Source organism: Rahnella sp. 2050 (assembly GCF_040544515.1).
Lineage (GTDB): Bacteria > Pseudomonadota > Gammaproteobacteria > Enterobacterales > Enterobacteriaceae > Rahnella > Rahnella aceris.
In genome coordinates, this window is the sequence record NZ_JBEPKE010000002.1 from 519,579 (window position 1) to 539,971 (window position 20,393).

A 20,393-nucleotide genomic window follows, 5' to 3' on the forward strand; every position below is an offset into this window, starting at 1 on the left:
ACTGCGATGGAGTAATATAGGGCAATGCCCCGACTTTTCAAACTGATTCGGCATCTCCGTTTACTCATTCTTACAACAGGGTTTTCACAAGAAGGTACGCTCCCTTTATGAATTATGCATTGGAACTGGAAAAGTTAACCAAAACTTACGCCGGTGGTGTACAGGCTTTGCGTGGAATCGATCTGCGCGTCGAAGCTGGCGATTTTTATGCCCTGCTTGGGCCAAACGGTGCGGGTAAATCCACCACCATTGGCATCATCAGTTCACTGGTCAACAAAACCGCCGGCAAAGTGCAGGTGTTTGGCTATGACATCGATAAAGATATCGTCAACGCTAAACGTCAGCTCGGGCTGGTGCCGCAGGAATTTAACTTCAACCCGTTTGAAACCGTCATGCAGGTGGTGGTTAATCAGGCCGGTTATTACGGCGTGCCACGTCCGCTGGCATTGCAACGTGCTGAAAAATATCTGACGCAGTTGGATCTCTGGGGCAAACGCAACGAGCGTTCGCGCATGCTGTCCGGCGGGATGAAGCGTCGTCTGATGATCGCCCGTGCGCTGATGCACGAGCCAAAATTGCTGATCCTCGATGAGCCAACGGCGGGTGTGGATATCGAATTACGTCGCTCAATGTGGGGCTTCCTGAAAGAGCTGAACGCACAGGGCACGACCATCATTCTGACCACGCACTATCTGGAAGAAGCGGAAATGCTGTGCCGTAACATCGGTATTATTCAGGGCGGCCAGTTGGTGGAAAACACCAGCATGAAGGAACTGCTCTCTAAGCTTAAATCTGAAACTTTCATTCTGGATTTAGGGGCGAAAAGCCCGCTGCCGGTGCTGGAAGGTTATCGCAGTAAGCTGACGGATACGTCAACGCTGGAAGTGGAAGTCATGCGCGAGCAGGGACTGAACTCCCTGTTCAGCCAGCTGAGCAAGCAGGGCGTGCAGGTATTGAGTATGCGTAACAAGGCGAACCGTCTGGAAGAGCTGTTTGTCACGCTGGTGAACGGCAGCGAGGAAAAGAAATAATGTCGCAATTGTATTGGGTGGCACTCAAAAGTATCTGGCTGAAAGAGATCAACCGGTTTGGTCGCATCTGGATCCAAACGCTGGTTCCGCCGGTCATCACCATGACCTTATATTTCATCATCTTTGGTAATCTGATCGGCGCACAGATTGGCAACATGCACGGTTTCACCTACATGCAGTTTATCGTGCCGGGGCTTATCATGATGGCGGTGATCACTAACTCCTACGCCAACGTGGCCTCGTCGTTCTTCAGCGCCAAATTCCAGCGCAATATTGAAGAACTGCTGGTGGCTCCGGTGCCGACGCATGTCGTTATTGCCGGTTATGTCGGCGGCGGCGTGGCGCGCGGGATCTGCGTGGGGATCCTGGTCACGGCGATCTCGTTGTTCTTCGTGCCGCTGGTGATCCATTCCTGGTGGATCATTGCGCTGACACTGTTACTGACCGCGATCCTGTTTTCTCTGGGCGGTCTGCTGAACGCCGTGTTTGCAACAACGTTTGACGATATCAGCCTGATCCCGACCTTTGTGCTGACCCCGCTGACTTATCTGGGTGGCGTGTTCTACTCGCTTTCCCTGTTGCCGCCAATCTGGCAGGCGATCTCTAAGCTGAACCCGATCGTCTACATGATCAGCGGTTTCCGTTACGGTTTCCTGGGGATTTCTGACGTGCCGCTGGTGTTTACCATGAGCGTGCTGGTGGCATTTATCGCGGTGTTTTATTGGCTGGCGTGGTACTTGATCGAGCGCGGGCGTGGTCTGAGAAGTTGATTTTTCTGTGCTCCCTCCCCTGCGAAGGGGAGGGCTGGGGTGGGGTATCAAGGTCAAAAACTAAATTCAAAGTGTGCTTTAACTCATTGCTTTGTATTTAAAACCCCCTCCCATCCTCCCCCTTCGCAGGGGAAGGCGTTTTATCAAGCCACCTGAACAGGCACGGCTTTGGCGGTGCGTTTCAGTTGGTTTTCACCTTCGAAATAGGCCACTTTCGGTTTGTGCTGGCGGGCTTGTTCATCTGACATCTGCACGTAAGAACAGATGATCAGCAGATCGCCGACACAGGCACAACGCGCTGCCGCGCCGTTGACCGAAATAATACGCGAACCGCGTTCTGCCGCGATGGCGTATGTCGAGAAACGCTGACCGTTATCAACGTTATAAATATCAATTGCTTCGTATTCCAGAATGCCTGAGGCATCGAGAAAGTCCTGATCGATGGCGCAGGAGCCTTCGTAATGCAAATCTGCCTGAGTTACGTGAACCCGGTGCAGTTTGCCTTGCAGCATTGTACGTACCATTGCGTGTGACCCTTCGTGCGTAAATAGTCTGGGAACCCGCCGGTCTGACATAGCCAAATACTGATGTTTTCCGGCGGCCAACATAGTTGCCGATTTGACCTGCGCTGTCTACTGCGTCAGATCAACCTCCTGATTATCAATCAGTCTGGCTTTACCCAGCCAGGCCGCCATCAGGATCACCGCAGATGTACTGTCGACGGACAACTCCTGCAAGGTTTTCGCATCACGGATAAACAGTTCGTCCGGCGTGAAACCCGCTTCGCGAAGTTGCTGCGCGGTTTCCTGCAACATTTCATCGACATGGCGCTCGCCCTGGCTCAGCCGTTCAGCCAGCGCATTCATGATTTTGTTAAGCTGGGGTGCGAGTTTACGTTCCTCGGCAGTCAGATAGCCGTTGCGTGAACTCAGTGCCAGACCGTCTTTAGCGCGCACAATTGGCACGCCCACTATCTCAATATCGTAGCCCATGTCTTCCACCATGGTGCGCAGCAGCGCCAGTTGCTGGAAGTCTTTTTGCCCGAAACAGGCCACCTGCGGCTGCACCAGATTGAACAGTTTGCTGACGATGGTGGAGACGCCACGGAAATGTCCCGGACGGCTCGCACCTTCCAGAATGGTGGAAATCACTGGCACATCAACCTGTGTTTGGATCGCCAGACCTTTCGGATAGACTTCTGCCGGTGACGGCGCAAATACCAGATCCACGCCGCGTTTGTTCAGCTTCTCACAGTCTTCCTGCAAGGTGCGCGGATAACGCTCGAGGTCATCCGGGCGCTCGAACTGCATCGGGTTGACGAAAATACTCACCACGACCACATCGCCGCGGGCTTTGGCTTCTTCCACCAGCGTCATATGGCCTTCGTGCAGATTGCCCATGGTCGGCACCAGCGCGATACGTTTGTTATTCTTACGAAAATCCCGGATTTCGCGACGCAGCAGCGCCACGCTGTCAATTATCAACACCAGCCTTCTCCCGATTATTTAAAGGAATGTTCTTCACCCGGATACACGCCTTGCGCGACCTGATCAACATACAAACGCACCGCGCCACGAATATCGCCCGCTTCGCTGAGGAAGTCTTTGGCGAATTTTGGCGTATGGCCGCCGGTAATGCCGAATGCGTCGTGCATCACCAGAATCTGGCCGTCGGTCACATTGCCTGCGCCGATGCCGATAACCGGAATACTGAGTTCTTCGGTGACGCGGCGTGCCAGATCGACCGGCACACATTCCAGCACCAGCAGTTGCGCACCCGCTTCTTCGAGCATCATCGCATCTTTGATCAGCTGATTGGCGGCGACTTCATCGCGACCCTGAACTTTGTAGCCGCCGAAAATATTCACCGACTGTGGCGTCAGCCCCAGATGGCCACACACCGGCACTGCGCGTTCGGTCAGCATTCTGACCGTATCACACAGCCAGCTTCCGCCTTCGAGTTTGACCATATTGCCGCCCGCGCGCATCAGCACGGCGGCGCTTTCAAACGCCTGCTCCGGCGTGGCGTAACTCATGAACGGCAGGTCAGCGAGCAATAACGCGTGAGGTGCGCCGCGACGCACACAACGCGTATGGTAAGCAATTTCTTCTACCGTCACTGGCAGGGTGGAATCCTGACCCTGAACGACCATGCCCAGAGAATCGCCAATCAGCATGACGCTGATCCCTTGTTCCGCAAACAGCTGCGCAAAACTGGCGTCATACGCGGTAATGGTCGCAAATTTATGTTTTTCCTGCTTCCATTGGCGAAGCTGGCTCAGCGTGGTTGGTTTCATGAACACGTTCCTTTGAATAATTCATCGGATGAATACGATGCCAGTATTCTACTGTATGAGCCGAAAGTCAGACAGCTTGTTTGATAACGGGCAGGATGATCTGTGTCTTAAGAAGTGATTAAGAAGCCTCGGCTATAATGGCAAAAACGGAGGGAACCATGCGAATTCTATTGATTGAAGACGACAAGATGATTGGCGACGGCATCAAAGCCGGGCTGGCGAAACTGGGTTTTACGCTCGACTGGTTTACCGACGGGCTGACCGGCAAGGCCGCGCTTGACAGTGCGCCGTACGATGCCGTGATCCTCGATTTAAGCCTGCCGGGTATGGATGGTATGCAGCTTTTGCGTGAATGGCGAAAGGCTGGCCGGGATACGCCAGTGCTTATCCTCACCGCGCGCGATGCGCTGGAGCAGCGCGTCGGCGGGTTGCAGGCCGGTGCCGATGATTATCTGTGTAAGCCGTTTGCGCTGGTGGAAGTCGCAGCACGGTTGCAGGCGCTGATCCGCCGTCGCCACGGCGTGATAACGCCGAAGGTCACCCATGGCGCAGTGGAATTTGATCCCGCAGCCCGCAGTGTGACGCTCAGCGGAGAAGCCGTGACGCTGACCCCGCGTGAAGTGACTGTGCTGGAGTTGTTTCTTCGCAACAAAGGTCGTGTGCTGGCGCGTACGCTTATTCAGGAAAAGCTCTACAGCTGGGAAGACGAGGTCAGCAGTAACGCGGTGGAAGTCCATATTCACCATCTGCGCAGCAAACTTGGCAAAGGCTTTATTCGCACCGTGCATGGCGTGGGGTACACGCTGGGGGATGAGATAAAACCGGGTGAAGGAGGGGAAGCGTGAGGCGGCTGAAGAAACTGCAAAAGCTGAACAATCTGAGTCTGCGCCTGCGCCTTATCCTGCTTTTTTCCCTGCTGGCGCTGCTGACCTGGCTGATTGCCAGCGGTGTGGCGTGGCATCAGACCCGCAAACATATCAACGAAGTTTTCGATACCCAGCAGATGCTGTTCGCCAAACGTCTGGCTGCCACCGGCTTAGGCGACCGGCTCAATCTGCAAAAAGACACTGAGCTGCCGGACACTAAAAAAATGGTCCGCAAGGGCTCACGCGGCCATACCGATGACGACGCGCTGACGTTTGCCATCTTCAATCGTCACGGGCAGATGCTGCTCAATGATGGCGAGAACGGCAAACGCATCCGTTTTGACGGTGACACGCAGGGGTTTAACGATGTCGAGCTGAGAGGGGACAGCGATGTCTGGCGTATGGTCTGGCTGACTTCGCCGGACGGACAATATCGCGTCGCGGTCGGGCAGGAACAGGATTACCGCAATGATATGGCCTGGAGCCTGGTGAGTGGCCAGCTGACGCCGTGGCTGGCTTCGTTGCCCATTTTGTTACTGGCGCTGATTGTGATGGTGACGCTTGAACTGCGGCCGCTGCGCCGCGTGGCGGAAGGTTTGCGTCAGCGCTCGCCGGAAGATGCCGCGCCCATCGAGACTCATCAGTTACCCGGTGAGGTGTTGCCGCTGGCAAATGCGCTCAATTCTCTGTTTGACCGCACGAGTGAGATGCTGGTGCGTGAACGGCGGTTTACGTCTGATGCCGCTCACGAGCTGCGCAGTCCGCTGGCGGCTTTACGTGTGCAAACCGAAGTCGTACAGCTTTCCGGCGATGACGCTGAAATGCGCGACCATGCGCTGGAAAATCTGACGATCAGTATCGATCGCGCTACGCGGCTGGTGGATCAACTGCTGACACTTTCTCGGCTGGAAAGTTTTTCCACGCCTGAAGAGCTGGAACGTATCGACTGGCCTTCGCTGGTCACTCAAAGTCTGGCGGAACAGGATTACCGCGCGCACGGCAAAGGTATCGAATTACGTTTTGAACAGCAGGGCGTTCCGCCTGAAATGCGTGGTCAGTCGCTGCTGCTTTCGCTGATGGTGCGCAATCTGCTGGATAACGCGATCCGTTATTCGCCAGCCGGAACCTGCGTGACGGTGCGACTGAAACCGTGGGGAATGACGGTTGAAGATCAGGGGCCGGGCATCAGCAATGAACATCTGGCAAGGCTCGGTGAGCGTTTTTACCGGCCACCAGGACAGGAACAAACTGGCAGCGGATTGGGGATTTCGATCGTACAAAGGATCGCGCAGTTACATCATCTGAACGTGGTTTATCAAAATAGAGCAGAAGGTGGGCTGGAAGTGCGGATAAGTCGCTGAGCGACTTACCATTGGGTCAGACCGTTAAGCGGCACGCGGGCGAGCAGAGTTTGCAAGGTTTCGCCGTCAGGGAACACCAGTTCTGGTGCCAGATCGGCCAGCGGATACAGCATGAATTCGCGGTTTTTCATGTCGTAATGCGGCACCGTTAAACGCTCGGTGTTGATCACCTGATCGCCATAAATCAGCATATCAAGATCTAACGTCCGCGGCCCCCAGCGTTCGGCTTTGCGGACGCGTCCCTGATTTTGCTCGATCCCTTGTGTGCAATCGAGCAACTCTTCCGGCGGCAGCAGCGTATCGAGCGCCACCACAGCATTCAGATAATCAGGTTGATCCTGTGGCCCCAGCGGTTTACTGCGGTAAAACGGGGATGCGGCCACAAAGCGGGTGCGCGGCAAATGTGCCAGCGCCTCCAGCGCACAGTTTACCTGGTCAAGCGGACGGGCAAGATTACTGCCCAGAGCCAGGTAAACGCGGATCATTGACCGCCATCCTTGCGCGGCGCCCGTTTACGCGGACGGCGGGTACGTGCACGGCGTGCAGGTACAGCGTCGTCACCCAACGTACCGAGCATGCTTTTCTGCGATGCCGGTGTCGCTTCCTGGAACTCGCCCCACCACTGCGCCAGACTCTGCAATTCGCGGTGCTGTTCGACTTCAGCGCGCAGTACCAGTAAATCATACGCCGCGCGGAACTTAGGATGCTCCATCAGCTTGTGCGCACGTTTGCCCTGACGACGTGACAGGCGCAGTTGCAGCGCCCAGATATCACGTACCAGCGTGGTAATACGTTTTGGAATGGCCAGCGTACGGCATTGCTCGTCGAGCACATCGTTCATTGCCAGCGCGAAGGCGTCGTAATAGGTCAGACCGCCTTCCTGCGCCAGCTTCTGTGCATGCTCGATCACCGGATACCACAGCATAGCGGCGAACAGGAACGCCGGATTGACGCGCTGATCGTTATGCAGACGGTGGTCGGTATTTTTCAGCACCTGAATCAGAATGTGTTCCATCGGGCTGTCGCCTTGCTCAGTAAACTGGCGGGCAATCAGCGGGAACAACGGCTGGAACAGCTGGTATTCACAAAGCTTTTTATACGTCTCGTAACCGTAACCGGCCTGCAACAGCTTCAGGGATTCTTCGAACAGACGCGCTGGCGGGATTTCCTGTAACAGCGTCGCCAGACGTGGGATCGGTTCGGCCGTTTCCGGGCTGATTTTCATGTCCAGTTTGGCAGCGAAACGAACTGCGCGAAGCATACGCACCGGATCTTCACGATAACGGGTTTCAGGATCACCAATCAGACGGATGATGCCGTTTTCCAGGTCGCGCAGACCGCCGGTGTAATCACGTACGGTGAAGTCCGCGACGCCGTAATACAGGCTGTTAATGGTGAAGTCACGGCGCTGGGCGTCGTCTTCAATGGTGCCGAAAATGTTGTCGCGCAGCAGCATGCCGTTCACAGCCTGCTGGGATACGTTTTTATCTTCGGTTTCTTCGTGCTGTTCATGGTGACCGCGGAACGTCGCCACTTCGATGATTTCCGGCCCAAACATCACGTGAGCCAGACGAAAACGACGACCAACCAGACGGCAGTTACGGAACAGCTTGCGTACCTGATCCGGCGTTGCGTTGGTGGTGATGTCGAAATCTTTGGGTTTTTTATCCAGCAGCAAATCACGCACACCGCCGCCGACCAGGAAGGCTTCAAAGCCAGACTTGTTCAGGCGGTACAAGACTTTCAGGGCGTTTTCGCTGATATCACGACGAGAAATATTGTGCTCATCGCGGGGAATAATGGTCATCGCACGGGTTTCACCGGCGTAATCGAATGAGGGGCGCGGTTTCTGTACATGTTCGACAGAAGGGCGCGGAGCGCGCTGTACGTTGCGGTCGGCGCGCGGCTCGTTATTACGATCACCACGGTTATCGCTGCGTTCACCACGCGGCGGATAAGATGAAGAAGAGCGGCGGCTGTTGTTATTGCGGCGTTCGCCTCTGTTCGCGTTGTCTTCCCGACGGCCGCGATTTTCACGACGTTCAGGATTGTTTGCCTTCACATTGCCTTCGGCCACAGGAGACGGATCACGACGGGAATTCTCCTCGCGATTAGGTTCTCCATGAAGCGCGGCTTCGTCATGAACAGCCTTTTCTTCACGAACGACTTTATCTTCACGAACTAGCACCTTACGGCAAAAATTGGCTACTCGGGTAAAAATGGTACACCTCGATAGTGACTGAAAAAATTGACGTGACGCAAAAACAGCGGCTAATCATAGCTCACGACAGGCGCTTTGAGAATGCCGAAGTCACATCTGCTATGCATTAGCGCTCTGACGCGGTATCGCTGATGGTGTCCAGTGCGTTGTCGCCCAGCGTAATAATAAAGGCAAAGTATAATCCTGCCAGTTTTCCGGCAACGTTTGCCCTAAAAATTTCAGCGCCTTAATGATAACCGGTCGCGGATCGCCTGCGGGCAGTGCCGGCGCGTGATTCTGCTTGGAAAGCTTGTTGCCTTCTTCATTCACCGCCAGTGGCAAATGCAGATATCCCGGCTGCGGATAACTCAGATGCCGGTACAGCGAAATCTGGCGCACGGTCGGTTCAATCAGATCCGCGCCGCGCACAATGTGATTCACGCCCTGAAAATGGTCATCGATCACTACTGCCAGATTATAGGCAAACAGCCCGTCGCGGCGACGGATAATAAAATCTTCTTCGGCCAGTTTAGGACTGGCCTGTAAATGCCCCTGAAAATCATCGTCAAAACCGTACACCGGCAACGTCTGATGCAGACGTATGGCCGCATTTTTCGGGCTGAGTTGCAGGCTGCGGCAGTGGCCGTCATAGGTGCCACCGATTTGCGCAATACGCTGGCGGGTACAGGTGCAGTAATAACTTTTTTGCTGCTGATACAGCCAGTCCAGCACGTCGCGGTAAGCGCCGTGACGTTTTGACTGCCAGAGTACATCGCCATCCCATTCCAGCCCGTAACGCTCCAGCGTTCTCAGGATACGGTCAGCAGAACCGGGGATTTCACGCGGCGGATCGATATCGTCAATGCGCACTAACCAGATACCGTTTTGTGAGCGGGCATGCAGATAACTGCCGAGAGCGGCGATCAGGGAACCAAAATGAAGGTCACCGGAAGGTGAGGGAGCGAAACGGCCTGTGTAGTGTTGTTCTTGCGGCATACGAATGGGGACAGCGTTAAAAGGGAACGCGGTGCATGACGCACCGCGTGGAACCCGGGGACTTAGCCAGCCATCTGCTTTTCGCGGATTTCTGCCAGAGTCTTACAGTCGATACACAAATCAGCGGTAGGACGGGCTTCAAGACGGCGGATGCCAATCTCAACACCACAGGAATCGCAATAGCCGAAATCCTCGTCTTCCACTTTTTTCAGTGTTTTTTCAATCTTTTTGATCAGCTTACGTTCACGGTCACGGTTACGCAGTTCGAGGCTGAATTCTTCTTCCTGAGCGGCACGGTCTACCGGATCAGGGAAGTTTGCGGCTTCATCCTGCATGTGTGAAACGGTACGATCGACTTCATCCCTGAGCTGATTGCGCCATGCTTCAAGAATCTTTTTGAAGTGAGCCAGCTGAGCGTCGTTCATATACTCTTCGCCCGGCTTCTCTTGATACGGCTGCACCCCAGCGATAGCGAGAATGCTCAAGGACGACGTCTTACGGGTTTGGCCTTCTTGCATGATGCTTCTCCTACATAACACGCACTATGTTCATCCACTTTTCCCGTTCCGGCATAGCCGCAACGTACAGGCTTCGAACATTTCGATCCCCAACGGGGGAAAAAATCAGGCCGCTATAAATAACAGAAGGCAACGAGGTTGGCAATTATTCATCGCAGGTGCTTGACAAGCCTGTGAGGAAAAGCGTATTCGCGACCTGTTTTTTATGCCGCCGACAGGTTATTACAGGGTTATCCGAACTCTTTATGTTCACTGGCTGATATTGCCAGCAGCGGTAACCTTTTTGTGAGGCGCATACCCTCAGCAGAAAGCTCAGCACTGTAGCACATCACTTCGACACCCTTGTTTTGGACATACTTCAGTAAATCGGTATAACGCGGATCAATATGGTGTGCAGCGGATACGCTTTCAATACCTGAATGTAAAACAGCGAAGAAAAGTACCGCCCGCTGCCCCTGCTCTGCCATCGACTGTAACTCGCGTAAATGCTTCTGACCGCGCAGTGTGACTGCGTCGGGGAAGAATCCCAACCCCTCCTGCAGCAACGTGACAGACTTCACTTCAATATAGCAGTCCGGTTGATTTTCTGCCTGTAACATCAAGTCTATACGGCTGTTTTCGGCGCCGTATTTTACTTCTGTTGTTAATTTACTGTAACCGGATAATTCCGGTATTTGCTGTTCATTGATTGCCTCACGGACCAGTTGATTGGCCCGCAGCGTATTGACGCAAATCCAGTGTTTTTGTTGGGTTTCGGTCAGTTCCCAGCTGTGTGGATATTTACGTTTGAGATTGTCCGAGGTGGAATACCAGACGGTGTCGCCGGGAGTCGCGCAACCGGTCATCGCGCCGGTGTTGGCGCAGTGCAAGGTCAGTTCCGTGCCGTCCGGCGTAATCACGTCAGCGAGAAACCGTTTGTAACGTTTGATCAGCGTAGCCGATTGAAGCGCAGGCTCGAAGTGCATGAAAGTTTCCGTGTGAAATGTTCTTGTTAAAAAGAGGGCTAAAAGAGATCAGGTTGCCTGCGTATCGCCCAGCGGCCAGGTTTGCAGGCAGTGATAACGGGTGCGCCCCCGCTCAAACAGGGATTCGTACAAACTGAATTCTGTGGCGTCCAGTTGCCAGCCAGGTGTGGCCGGAGGAACCGCGACCGGACGGGTCGCATTGCGGTACAGCGACACATGCGGATGAAACGGCAGTGTACTCTGATGACAACCGTTGCGCGCAGCGTGAGATCGCAATACGGACGCCAGTTGCAACAAGGCATTGGGCGCGCGTTTTGTGCCAATCCATACCACGCCGGAGCCCGGCCAGTGGCCAATATCATCCAGTACTACGCTGAATTTCTGTCCCTGAATGCGCCCGGCGACGCGGGTCAGCGCGGCCTCTTTGAGGGCGCTGACTTCACCGAGAAACGCCAGCGTAATATGCAGATTAGCGGCTGTGACGGGGCGGCCAGTGTCCGCCGGGAAGTGGTCCGCGCGCCACTTAATCACCTGCTTTTGCATTTTTGCGGGCAGCGATAAGGCGAAAAACAGGCGGCGTTCGGCAGACATAGAGATTCCTGTGAAGACAAATCACGGCAACATGCCGGATGTGGGGCTAAATGCTACAATGCCCGCCGTTTAAAGTTAACTCTCATGGAGCATTCATTGTCTTCTTTGCCGGTCAGCGCCGTACTCGAACCGCTTTTAGCTGCACTGCAACAGGCTCAGCAGGTGCTGTTGCTTGCGCCAACCGGTGCCGGTAAATCAACCTGGCTGCCGTTGCAGTTGCTGAAACAGGCCAACCTGTCGGGTAAGATCCTGCTGCTTGAGCCGCGCCGTCTGGCGGCGAAAAATGTCGCTTTCCGTCTGGCGCAGCAACTGAATGAAACGCCGGGGCAGACAGTGGGGTATCGCATGCGTGCAGAAAGCAAAACCAGCGCGGCGACCCGTCTTGAAGTGGTGACCGAAGGCATTCTGACCCGCATGGTACAGGCTGATCCCGAACTGACCGGCGTGTCGATGGTGATCCTCGATGAATTCCATGAGCGCAGTTTGCAGGCCGATCTGGCGCTGGCATTGTTGCTCGATGTGCAGAATGCGCTGCGCGATGATTTAAAAATTCTGATTATGTCGGCCACGCTCGACAACCTGCGCCTGTCTTCTTTACTGCCGGATGCGCCAGTGATTGAATCCGCAGGCCGCAGTTTTCCGGTCGACAGGCAGTATCTTTCTCTCGCGACACACGAACGGCTGGATGAAGGCGTGGCGCGGGTAGTCAGCCGTCTGATGAGTGAAAATCACGGCTCGATGCTGCTGTTTTTACCCGGTGTGGCGGAAATCACCCGTGTACAGAATTTGCTGACCGGCAGACTGACGGACGACGTCGATCTCTGCCCGTTGTACGGTGCGCTGTCGCTGGAACAACAGCAAAAAGCCATTCAGCCCTCACCGGCCGGACGCCGCAAAGTGGTGCTGGCGACGAATATTGCTGAAACCAGTCTGACCATCGAAGGTATCCGTCTGGTGGTCGACAGTGGTCTGGAGCGCAGCGCGCAGTTTGACCCGCGCAGCGGCCTGACGCGGCTGGTAACACAACGTATCAGCCAGGCGTCGATGACCCAACGTGCGGGCCGTGCAGGTCGTCTGGAGCCGGGCTTGTGCTGGCATCTTTTCAGCAAAGAGCAGGCGGAACGCGCCAGTGCTCAGGCGGAAGCCGAAATTCTGCAAAGTGACCTGAGCAGTTTCTGGCTCGAGTTGTTGCAGTGGGGCTGTCAGGATCCGGCGCAACTTCAGTGGCTGGATATGCCGCCCCCCGCTTCGCTGTCTGCCGCAAAAAATCTTTTACAGCAGCTTGGCGCAACCGATGCGCAGGGTAAACTCACCACTGCCGGACAACGCATGGCCCGGCTTGGCTGTGAGCCGCGGCTGGCGGCGATGCTGATTTCTGCCACAGCACAAAGTCCCGATGCGCTGGCAACGTCGGCGCTGCTGGCGGCAATGCTTGAAGAACCGCCACGCGGCGGATTACCGGATATGGATTACTGGTTCAGCCGTCCGCAGGGAAACTGGCAGCGGCGGGCAAAACAACTGGCGCAGCGTACCGGCGCGAAAAGCGGTGAGCCTGATGCTTCGCTCGCGCCGTGGTTACTGGCGCGGGCGTTCAGCGATCGTATTGCCCAGCGTCGCGGCGAAGATGGCCGTTATCTGCTGGCGAACGGACTGGGGGCGTCCTTGCCGCAGGATGACGGATTAACCCGCGCACCGTGGCTTGTCGCGCCGCAGTTATTACAGGGCAACAACAGCCCGGATGCCCGTATTTTGCTGGCGATCACGCTGGATATTTCGCAACTTCCGTCGCGCCTGCCGGATGTCGTCAAAGAACAAACGGCGGTAGAATGGGATGAAGAAAAAGGCACGCTGCGCGCCTGGCGCCGCTGGCAGATCGGGCGTCTGGTGCTGAAAGCCAATCCGCTGGCAAAGCCGGACGACGGAGAGCTGCAACAGGCGCTGATCGACTGGATCCGCACGCAGGGTTTGCAGGCGCTGAACTGGTCGGTCGCCGCGGAGCAATTGCGCGTGCGGCTTCTTTGCGCCGCAAAATGGTTGCCGGAAGCCGACTGGCCTTCGGTTGACGATCAGGCTTTGCTCGACGGTCTGGAACGCTGGTTACAGCCTTCTTTACAGGGTGTTCGTTCGCTGAAATCGTTGCAGCAGGTTGATTTACATGATGCCTTGCTAAGGCTGCTTGACTGGCAACAGCGTCAGCGTCTGGACAGCGCGTTGCCGACTCATTACACCGTGCCGACTGGCAGTCGTCTGCCAATCCGTTATCATGCAGACCAGCCACCGGCGCTCTCGGTGAGAATGCAGGAGATGTTCGGCGAGCAGCGTAGCCCGCAACTGGCGGAAGGGCGTGTTGCTGTGGTGCTGGAACTGCTGTCACCGGCACAGAGGCCGTTGCAGATCACCGCCGATCTGGCGGCATTCTGGCAGGGTTCTTATCGCGAAGTGCAGAAAGAAATGAAAGGGCGCTATCCGAAACATCCGTGGCCGGACAATCCGGCGCAGGCATTGCCGACGCGCCGTACCAAGAAGTCTTCAGCGCCATGATGAAATGTGCATGGAAAGAACAATTTTTCAGACATTTCTTCTGGGCGAAACATAAAGCGGGGCACAGAGTAAGCGCCTTGCGGCCTGAACTTCAGGCCAGATAGACTATCCATTTGAAATCAAAAATGAAAATGACTCAGCTAAGCAGAATCATTATGACGAACACAGCAGCACGTTGGGAGATTGACTGATGTCTGGCGATGATCGCGAGCCGATTGGCCGTAAAGGTAAACCTGCCGGGCGCAAGCCTGCGCGGGCTCGTCCCGTTCGCCGTAGCCGCCGGGATGACGACTACGAAGAATACGAAGAGGAAATCGATGACGAGTATGAGGATGATGATGACTACGAAGAAGAACGGGAGTCACGCATGAGCCGTAAAGCCCCGCCGCGTAAAGCGAACAAAGGCGGGAAGAAAAGCGCCAGGCGCCGTCTGTTCTGGTTATTAGTCAAACTGTTTGTCGTCTTCCTGATTTTGCTGGGGATTTACGCGGTTTATCTCAACAAGCAAATTCATGACCGCATCGATGGCGGCAAAGTCTGGCAGTTACCTGCGGCGGTGTATGGCCGTCAGGTCAATCTTGAGCCGGACATGCAAATCAGCAAAGCTGAAATGGTCGGATTGCTGGAAGGCACGCAGTATCGCGAAGTGACGCGCATCACCCGTCCGGGCGAGTTTACGGTTCACGCGAATTACATTGATTTGCTGCGCCGTCCGTTTGATTTTCCGGAAGGAAAAGAAGGGCAGGTCAACGCCCGCCTGATGTTTGACGGCAACAGTCTTTCCGAGATTAAAAACCTGGATAACCAGCGTGATTTCGGTCTGTTCCGCCTCGATCCGCGTCTGATCACTATGTTGCAGGCGTCCAACGCCAACGGTGAACAGCGTCTGTTCGTGCCACGTTCCGGCTTCCCTGATTTGCTGGTCGATACGCTGCTGGCCACGGAAGACCGTCATTTCTATGAGCATGACGGTATCAACTTCTATTCCATCGGTCGTGCCGTGGTGGCTAACCTCACCGCCGGTCATGCGGTGCAGGGGGGGTCAACGCTGACGCAACAGTTGGTGAAAAACCTGTTCCTGACCAACGAACGTTCGCTGAGCCGTAAAGCGCGTGAAGCGGTGATGGCGATCCTGCTGGATGCAGATTACAGCAAAGACCGCATTCTTGAGCTGTATCTGAACGAAGTGTATCTCGGCCAGAGCGGTTCTGATCAAATCCGCGGTTTCCCGCTGGCAAGCCTGTATTACTTTGGCCGTCCGGTGAACGAACTGAGTCTGGATCAGCAGGCATTGCTGGTGGGTATGGTGAAAGGTGCCTCGCTGTATAACCCGTGGCGTAATCCGCAAATGGCCTTGCAGCGTCGTAATCTGGTGCTGCGTTTGCTGGTTGATCAGAAAGTTATCGATCAGGAACTGTATGACATGCTCAGCGCGCGTCCGCTGGGCGTGCAGCCGAAAGGCGGGGTGATTTCGCCGCAGCCTGCGTTTATGCAGATGGTGCGTCAGGAACTGCAGGCTAAACTGGGCGATAAAGTTCAGGATATGTCCGGGGTGAAAATCTTCACCACGCTGGATCCGATTTCTCAGGATGCGGCGGAAAAAGCGGTCGAGGAAGGCATTCCGTTACTGCGCAAGAAAAGCGGTTTGAATGATATCGAGACGGCGATGGTGGTGGTTGACCGTTATACCGGTGAAGTGCGGGCGATGGTCGGCGGCGCGGAAACGCAGTTCGCGGGCTTCAACCGTGCGATGCAGGCGCGACGTCAGGTCGGCTCGCTGGCGAAACCGGCGACCTATCTGACCGCGTTGTCTCAGCCGGATAAATACCGGCTCAATACCATCCTTGCCGATCAGCCGCTGACGTTGAAACTGGCAAATGGTCAGACATGGTCGCCGAAAAACGATGACCATCAGTTCCGCGGTCAGGTTCTGTTGGTGGATGCCCTGGCGCGCTCGATGAACGTCCCGACAGTCAATCTGGGGATGGCCGTTGGTCTCGACAACATCACCAAAACGCTGATTGATCTGGGGATCCCTAAAGAGTCGCTGAACCAGACGCCATCAATGTTGCTGGGTGCGATTGCGTTAACGCCAATGGAAGTTGCGCAGGAATACCAGACCATTGCCAGTGGCGGCAACAAAGCGCCACTGTCAGCGGTACGCTCAGTGATTGCGGAAGACGGCACCGTGCTCTATCAGAGCTTCCCGCAGGCTGTGCGCGTGATCCCTTCTCAGGCAGCGTATCTGACGTTGTATGCCATGCAGCAGGTCGTGCAGGAAGGGACCTCGCGCGCACTGGCGAACAAGTTCCCGAAACTGCATCTGGCGGCGAAAACCGGTACGTCGAACGAACTGCGTGACAGCTGGTTTGCCGGTATCGATGGCAATCAGGTAGCGATCACCTGGGTAGGCCGCGACAACAACGGCCCGTCCAAACTGTGGGGTTCTACCGGTGCGCTGGTGCTTTACGGACGGTATCTGGAAAACGGCACACCTCAGCCCCTGGATCTGCAAATGCCGGAAGGCATCAGTACGATGAATATTGATGGCAGCGGTAACTTTGTCTGTGGCAACAGCGGTGGCTTGCTGGGCGGCAGTGGCGCGGTGCGTTCAATCCCGGTCTGGACTGATTCGCCGGACGCCATGTGTCAGGCTTCTGTGAGCGCTGTTCAGCAACAGCAACAACAGATCCAGCAGCAACAGCAACAGCAACAGCAACAACAGCAGCAGCAATCCGGACAGCAGCAACAGCCACAATCTCAGGATGAGAAGAAAGACAGCAACGGCGTGGCGGGCTGGATCAAGGATATGTTTGGTTCAGGCAACTGATAATTAATTGATTCCGTAAACCTAAAAAGGGCGCAATGAAAATTGCGCCCTTTTTTATTTGTCATTCTTAATCCAAATTTACCCACCCCATTTCACATTTCCAGCAAGCAAGTCACATTCATTCCCGTTTAATTTATAAGCGTTTTTACCCACGTTTAACATGAGGATACTTTTTATTCATTCGGAAAAACCATGCATTAAATAGGCTTGCAGCCGCGTAAGCATTGAGCATAATATGCAACGTTCATAATAATAATTATCGTTTACATTCCCATTACTCTTCCAGAGATTATGCAATGGCTTCTCAATGCTCGCTTTCAACTTCAGTCCAAAAAGGTGCATTTAAGCGCCGGACGTTAGCTTTAACCCTCGCCGCTGCGCTGGGCTCTGCCGCGTTTTATGCGAGTGCAGCCACCAAAGCCCCGGCAAAAGAAGACACTATAAACGTGACCAGCTCGGCAATGGCCGAAGCGGCACCCGAATCTGCGTGGGGGCCGGCGGCCACTATCGCGGCAAAACACAGCGCGACCGGCACAAAAACCGACACGCCACTGGTGAAAACGCCACAATCTATTTCCGTGGTGACCCGTGAAGAAATGGACATGAAACAGCCTGCTTCAGTAAAAGAAGCCTTAGGCTACACGCCGGGCGTTTTCGCCAGCCGTGGCAGTTCCTCCACCTATGATGCGATCGCTATCCGCGGTTTCACATCGGTGAACACCAACCAGTATCTCGATGGCATCAAACTTCAGGGTGACAACTATTCTGAAGTGTCGATGGATCCGTACATGCTCGAGCGTGTTGAAGTGCTGCGCGGGCCGTCTTCCGTTCTGTACGGTAAGAGTAATCCGGGCGGTGTAGTCAGCATGGTCAGTAAACGCCCGACCACTGAACCGCTGAAAGAAGTGCAGTTCAAAATGGGTACAGACAACCTGTACCAGACCGGCTTTGATTTCAGCGACGCCATCGACGACGCGGGCGTGTATTCCTACCGTCTGACCGGCGTGGCGCACAGCCAGGATACTCAGCAGGAGATGGCGAAAGAGAAACGCTACGGTATCGCGCCGTCTTTCACCTGGCGTCCTGATGATAAAACCAGCTTCACTTTCCTGAGCAACTTCCAGAACGATCCGGATGCCGGTTTCTACGGCTGGTTACCGCGTCAGGGCACCGTGGTGCCGTATTACGACGCCAACGGAAAAGCACACAAGTTGCCGACCGACTTCAACGAAGGCGAAGAAAGCAACAAGATGTCCCGCAACCAGAAAATGGTCGGTTACAGCTTCGAACACGGCTTTAACGACACCTGGACCGTGCGTCAGAACCTGCGTTACACCAAACTCGATACCCAATACAAAGGCGTTTACGGCACCGGTTATGTCGGGAATGGCGTGATGAGCCGCGCGTACGTTCAGTCAAAAGAGAAACTGGCTAACTTCGATGTGGATACCCAGGCGCAGGCTAAATTTGCCACCGCAGATGTCGATCACACCTTGCTGATGGGTGTGGATTACATGCGTATGCGTAACGACATTGATGCCGATTATGGTTCCGCCAGTAATCTGAACATGAGCAACCCGCAGTACGGCAACAGTAATGTGTCCTTGTACTTCCCGTATGAAGTTCTCAACCGTCAGGAGCAAACCGGTCTGTACGCACAGGATCAGGCGGAATGGAACAAGTGGATCCTGACCGTCGGCGGTCGTTACGATTTCGCAAAAAGCTCGACGTTTACCCGTTCAAGCAACAGCGCTACGCAAATTAATGACCAACAGTTTACCTGGCGCGGCGGTCTGAATTATCTGTTTGATAACGGCATCTCCCCGTACTTCAGCTACAGCGAATCCTTTGAACCGACAGCGGGTTCTAACAAGGATGGGAAGCCGTTTGATCCATCAATCGGTAAACAGTACGAAGCGGGTGTGAAATACATTCCGAACGATCGTCCGATCAGTCTGACGGCGGCCGTATATCAGCTGACGAAAACCAAAAACCTGACCAACGATCCTACCGATCAGACGAATACCTTCAGCGTTCAGTCAGGTGAAATTCGTTCCCGTGGTCTGGAACTGGAAGCGAAAGCCGCACTCAACGCCAACATCAACATGACGGCGTCTTACACCTATACCGATGCGAAGTACACGCACGACCTTGCTTATGAAGGCAAGCGTCCTGCTGAAGTGCCTGCGAACATGGCATCACTGTGGGCGGATTACACCTTCCACGAAACTGCACTGAGCGGTCTGACTGTGGGTTCCGGCGTTCGTTACTTCGGTTCAACCTCCAGCTTCTACACGACGGGCGATAAGACTAACGAAGCCTTTAATGTTGCCGGTTACACACTGGTTGATGCGACGATCAAATACGATCTCGCACGCTTTGGTCTGCCGGGCTCTTCCGTTGGCGTGAACGTCAATAACCTGCTGGATCGCGAGTATGTGGCAAGCTGCTACCGCGATTACGCCTGTTACTGGGGCGCGGAGCGTCAGGTGGTTGCCACCGCAACCTTCCGTTTTTAAGAGTCTTCGAATAGTCAGTATGTAAGCACTAAAATCCGGGCACGCAGGTCGTGCCCGTTTCCTGTTCTCAACCCGATGTCGACGTAGAAAATCTTATGCCTGATAACAACGTACATCCGTCTTCCCCGCTGCCAGACAGCGTCTTCCGCCTGCAGGACGTGAGTTTCAGCGTCCCGGGACGCACGCTTCTCGCGCCATTATCCCTGACCTTTGCGCAGGGGAAAGTGTGTGGCCTGATTGGTCACAACGGGTCAGGAAAGTCGACGTTATTAAAAATGCTCGGGCGGCATCAGTCTGCGACATCTGGAACGATTTACCTCAATGACACGCCGCTGGCGCAGTGGGACAGCAAAGCTTTTGCGCGTCAGGTTGCCTATTTGCCGCAGCAACTCCCCGCCGCAGAAGGCATGACCGTGCAGGAACTGGTGGCGATTGGCCGCTATCCGTGGCACGGCGCACTGGGTCGTTTCAAACATCAGGATAAAGAAAAGGTCGAAGAAGCCATTGCGCTGGTCGGCCTCAAACCGTTCGCCCGGCGTCTGGTGGACAGCCTCTCCGGCGGCGAACGTCAGCGTGCCTGGCTGGCGATGATGGTGGCGCAGGACAGCCGTTGCCTGCTGCTCGATGAACCGACCTCTGCGCTGGATATCGCCCATCAGAAAGATGTGCTGGCCTTGATCCAGCGTCTGAGCCGTGAGAAGGGCTTAACCGTGATCGCCGTGCTGCATGATCTGAACATGGCTGCCCGCTATTGCGATCAACTGATGGCGCTGCGCGGTGGTGAAATGATTGCCCAGGGCGCGCCGGAAGAGATGATGCGCGGCGATGTACTGGAACAGATTTATGGCATTCCGATGGGTATTCTGCCGCATCCTGCGGGTGGCGCGCCGGTGAGCTTCGTATACTGAT

General features: G+C 55.0%; 17 protein-coding genes. 8 read left to right on the forward strand and 9 right to left on the reverse strand.

Going from position 1 to position 20,393, the window contains the following annotated elements:
• Positions 1–107 precede the first annotated feature (107 nt).
• Together ABIC79_RS09640 and ABIC79_RS09645 are read left to right on the forward strand one after the other, a co-directional pair.
• A complete protein-coding gene (locus ABIC79_RS09640; RefSeq protein WP_013576953.1) occupies positions 108–1,031 on the forward strand; it encodes an ABC transporter ATP-binding protein in 924 nt (307 codons plus the stop codon).
• Positions 1,031–1,801, forward strand: coding sequence for an ABC transporter permease (locus ABIC79_RS09645; RefSeq protein WP_013576952.1), 771 nt, complete (start codon positions 1,031–1,033; stop codon positions 1,799–1,801). Before ABIC79_RS09640 ends, ABIC79_RS09645 begins: the two co-directional genes overlap by 1 nt.
• A 143-nt stretch (positions 1,802–1,944) precedes the next feature.
• On the opposite strand, the gene panD is transcribed toward ABIC79_RS09645, so the two are convergent.
• The 3 genes from panD to panB form a co-directional block, all read right to left on the reverse strand.
• Positions 1,945–2,325: an aspartate 1-decarboxylase gene (gene panD, locus ABIC79_RS09650; RefSeq protein WP_013576951.1), complete on the reverse strand. Its 381-nt coding sequence runs from the start codon at positions 2,323–2,325 to the stop codon at positions 1,945–1,947.
• Between the two features lie 108 nt (positions 2,326–2,433).
• Positions 2,434–3,288, reverse strand: coding sequence for a pantoate--beta-alanine ligase (panC, locus tag ABIC79_RS09655; protein WP_119262089.1), 855 nt, complete (start codon positions 3,286–3,288; stop codon positions 2,434–2,436).
• 14 nt (positions 3,289–3,302) lie between these two features.
• Complete coding sequence (panB, locus tag ABIC79_RS09660; RefSeq protein WP_013576949.1) at positions 3,303–4,097, reverse strand: 3-methyl-2-oxobutanoate hydroxymethyltransferase; 795 nt, start codon at positions 4,095–4,097, stop codon at positions 3,303–3,305.
• A gap of 158 nt (positions 4,098–4,255) precedes the next feature.
• On the opposite strand from panB, the gene qseB reads away from it, so the two are divergent.
• Together qseB and qseC are read left to right on the forward strand one after the other, a co-directional pair.
• On the forward strand, positions 4,256–4,942 hold the full coding sequence (gene qseB / locus ABIC79_RS09665; RefSeq protein WP_121019716.1) for a quorum sensing response regulator transcription factor QseB: 687 nt from the start codon (positions 4,256–4,258) through the stop codon (positions 4,940–4,942).
• A gap of 23 nt (positions 4,943–4,965) precedes the next feature.
• Positions 4,966–6,324: a quorum sensing histidine kinase QseC gene (qseC, locus tag ABIC79_RS09670; protein ID WP_153375660.1), complete on the forward strand. Its 1,359-nt coding sequence runs from the start codon at positions 4,966–4,968 to the stop codon at positions 6,322–6,324.
• 5 nt (positions 6,325–6,329) lie between these two features.
• Here the strand turns inward: qseC and folK are convergent, their stop codons facing one another.
• The 6 genes from folK to thpR form a co-directional block, all read right to left on the reverse strand.
• Positions 6,330–6,809, reverse strand: a complete 480-nt coding sequence (folK, locus tag ABIC79_RS09675) for a 2-amino-4-hydroxy-6-hydroxymethyldihydropteridine diphosphokinase (protein ID WP_037033383.1) — start codon at positions 6,807–6,809, stop codon at positions 6,330–6,332.
• The gene (pcnB, locus tag ABIC79_RS09680; protein WP_037033568.1) at positions 6,806–8,131 is read right to left on the reverse strand and encodes a polynucleotide adenylyltransferase PcnB; all 1,326 of its coding nucleotides are present in this window, start codon (positions 8,129–8,131) and stop codon (positions 6,806–6,808) included. Before pcnB ends, folK begins: the two co-directional genes overlap by 4 nt.
• Before the next feature lie 513 nt (positions 8,132–8,644).
• On the reverse strand, positions 8,645–9,520 hold the full coding sequence (gene gluQRS, locus ABIC79_RS09685; RefSeq protein WP_112197467.1) for a tRNA glutamyl-Q(34) synthetase GluQRS: 876 nt from the start codon (positions 9,518–9,520) through the stop codon (positions 8,645–8,647).
• Positions 9,521–9,582: 62 nt separating this feature from the next.
• Positions 9,583–10,038: an RNA polymerase-binding protein DksA gene (dksA, locus tag ABIC79_RS09690; RefSeq protein WP_013576943.1), complete on the reverse strand. Its 456-nt coding sequence runs from the start codon at positions 10,036–10,038 to the stop codon at positions 9,583–9,585.
• Between the two features lie 230 nt (positions 10,039–10,268).
• Entirely contained in the window at positions 10,269–11,003 is a 735-nt protein-coding gene (sfsA, locus tag ABIC79_RS09695) for a DNA/RNA nuclease SfsA (RefSeq protein WP_013576942.1), read from the reverse strand.
• A 48-nt stretch (positions 11,004–11,051) separates the two neighbouring features.
• Positions 11,052–11,594 (reverse strand): RNA 2',3'-cyclic phosphodiesterase, encoded by a 543-nt coding sequence (gene thpR / locus ABIC79_RS09700; RefSeq protein WP_112150941.1) that lies wholly within the window; start codon positions 11,592–11,594, stop codon positions 11,052–11,054.
• 96 nt (positions 11,595–11,690) lie between these two features.
• Here thpR and hrpB point away from each other — a divergent pair, with 96 nt between their 5' ends.
• The 4 genes from hrpB to fhuC all read left to right on the forward strand — a co-directional run bounded on the left by hrpB (position 11,691) and on the right by fhuC (position 20,392).
• Positions 11,691–14,135, forward strand: coding sequence for an ATP-dependent helicase HrpB (hrpB, locus tag ABIC79_RS09705; protein ID WP_217244617.1), 2,445 nt, complete (start codon positions 11,691–11,693; stop codon positions 14,133–14,135).
• Positions 14,136–14,325: 190 nt separating this feature from the next.
• The gene (gene mrcB, locus ABIC79_RS09710; RefSeq protein ID WP_126125135.1) at positions 14,326–16,965 is read left to right on the forward strand and encodes a bifunctional glycosyl transferase/transpeptidase; all 2,640 of its coding nucleotides are present in this window, start codon (positions 14,326–14,328) and stop codon (positions 16,963–16,965) included.
• A 296-nt stretch (positions 16,966–17,261) separates the two neighbouring features.
• Complete coding sequence (fhuA, locus tag ABIC79_RS09715; protein ID WP_121019719.1) at positions 17,262–19,484, forward strand: ferrichrome porin FhuA; 2,223 nt, start codon at positions 17,262–17,264, stop codon at positions 19,482–19,484.
• Positions 19,485–19,579: 95 nt separating this feature from the next.
• The gene (fhuC, locus tag ABIC79_RS09720) at positions 19,580–20,392 is read left to right on the forward strand and encodes a Fe3+-hydroxamate ABC transporter ATP-binding protein FhuC (protein WP_119262085.1); all 813 of its coding nucleotides are present in this window, start codon (positions 19,580–19,582) and stop codon (positions 20,390–20,392) included.
• Position 20,393 lies beyond the last annotated feature (1 nt).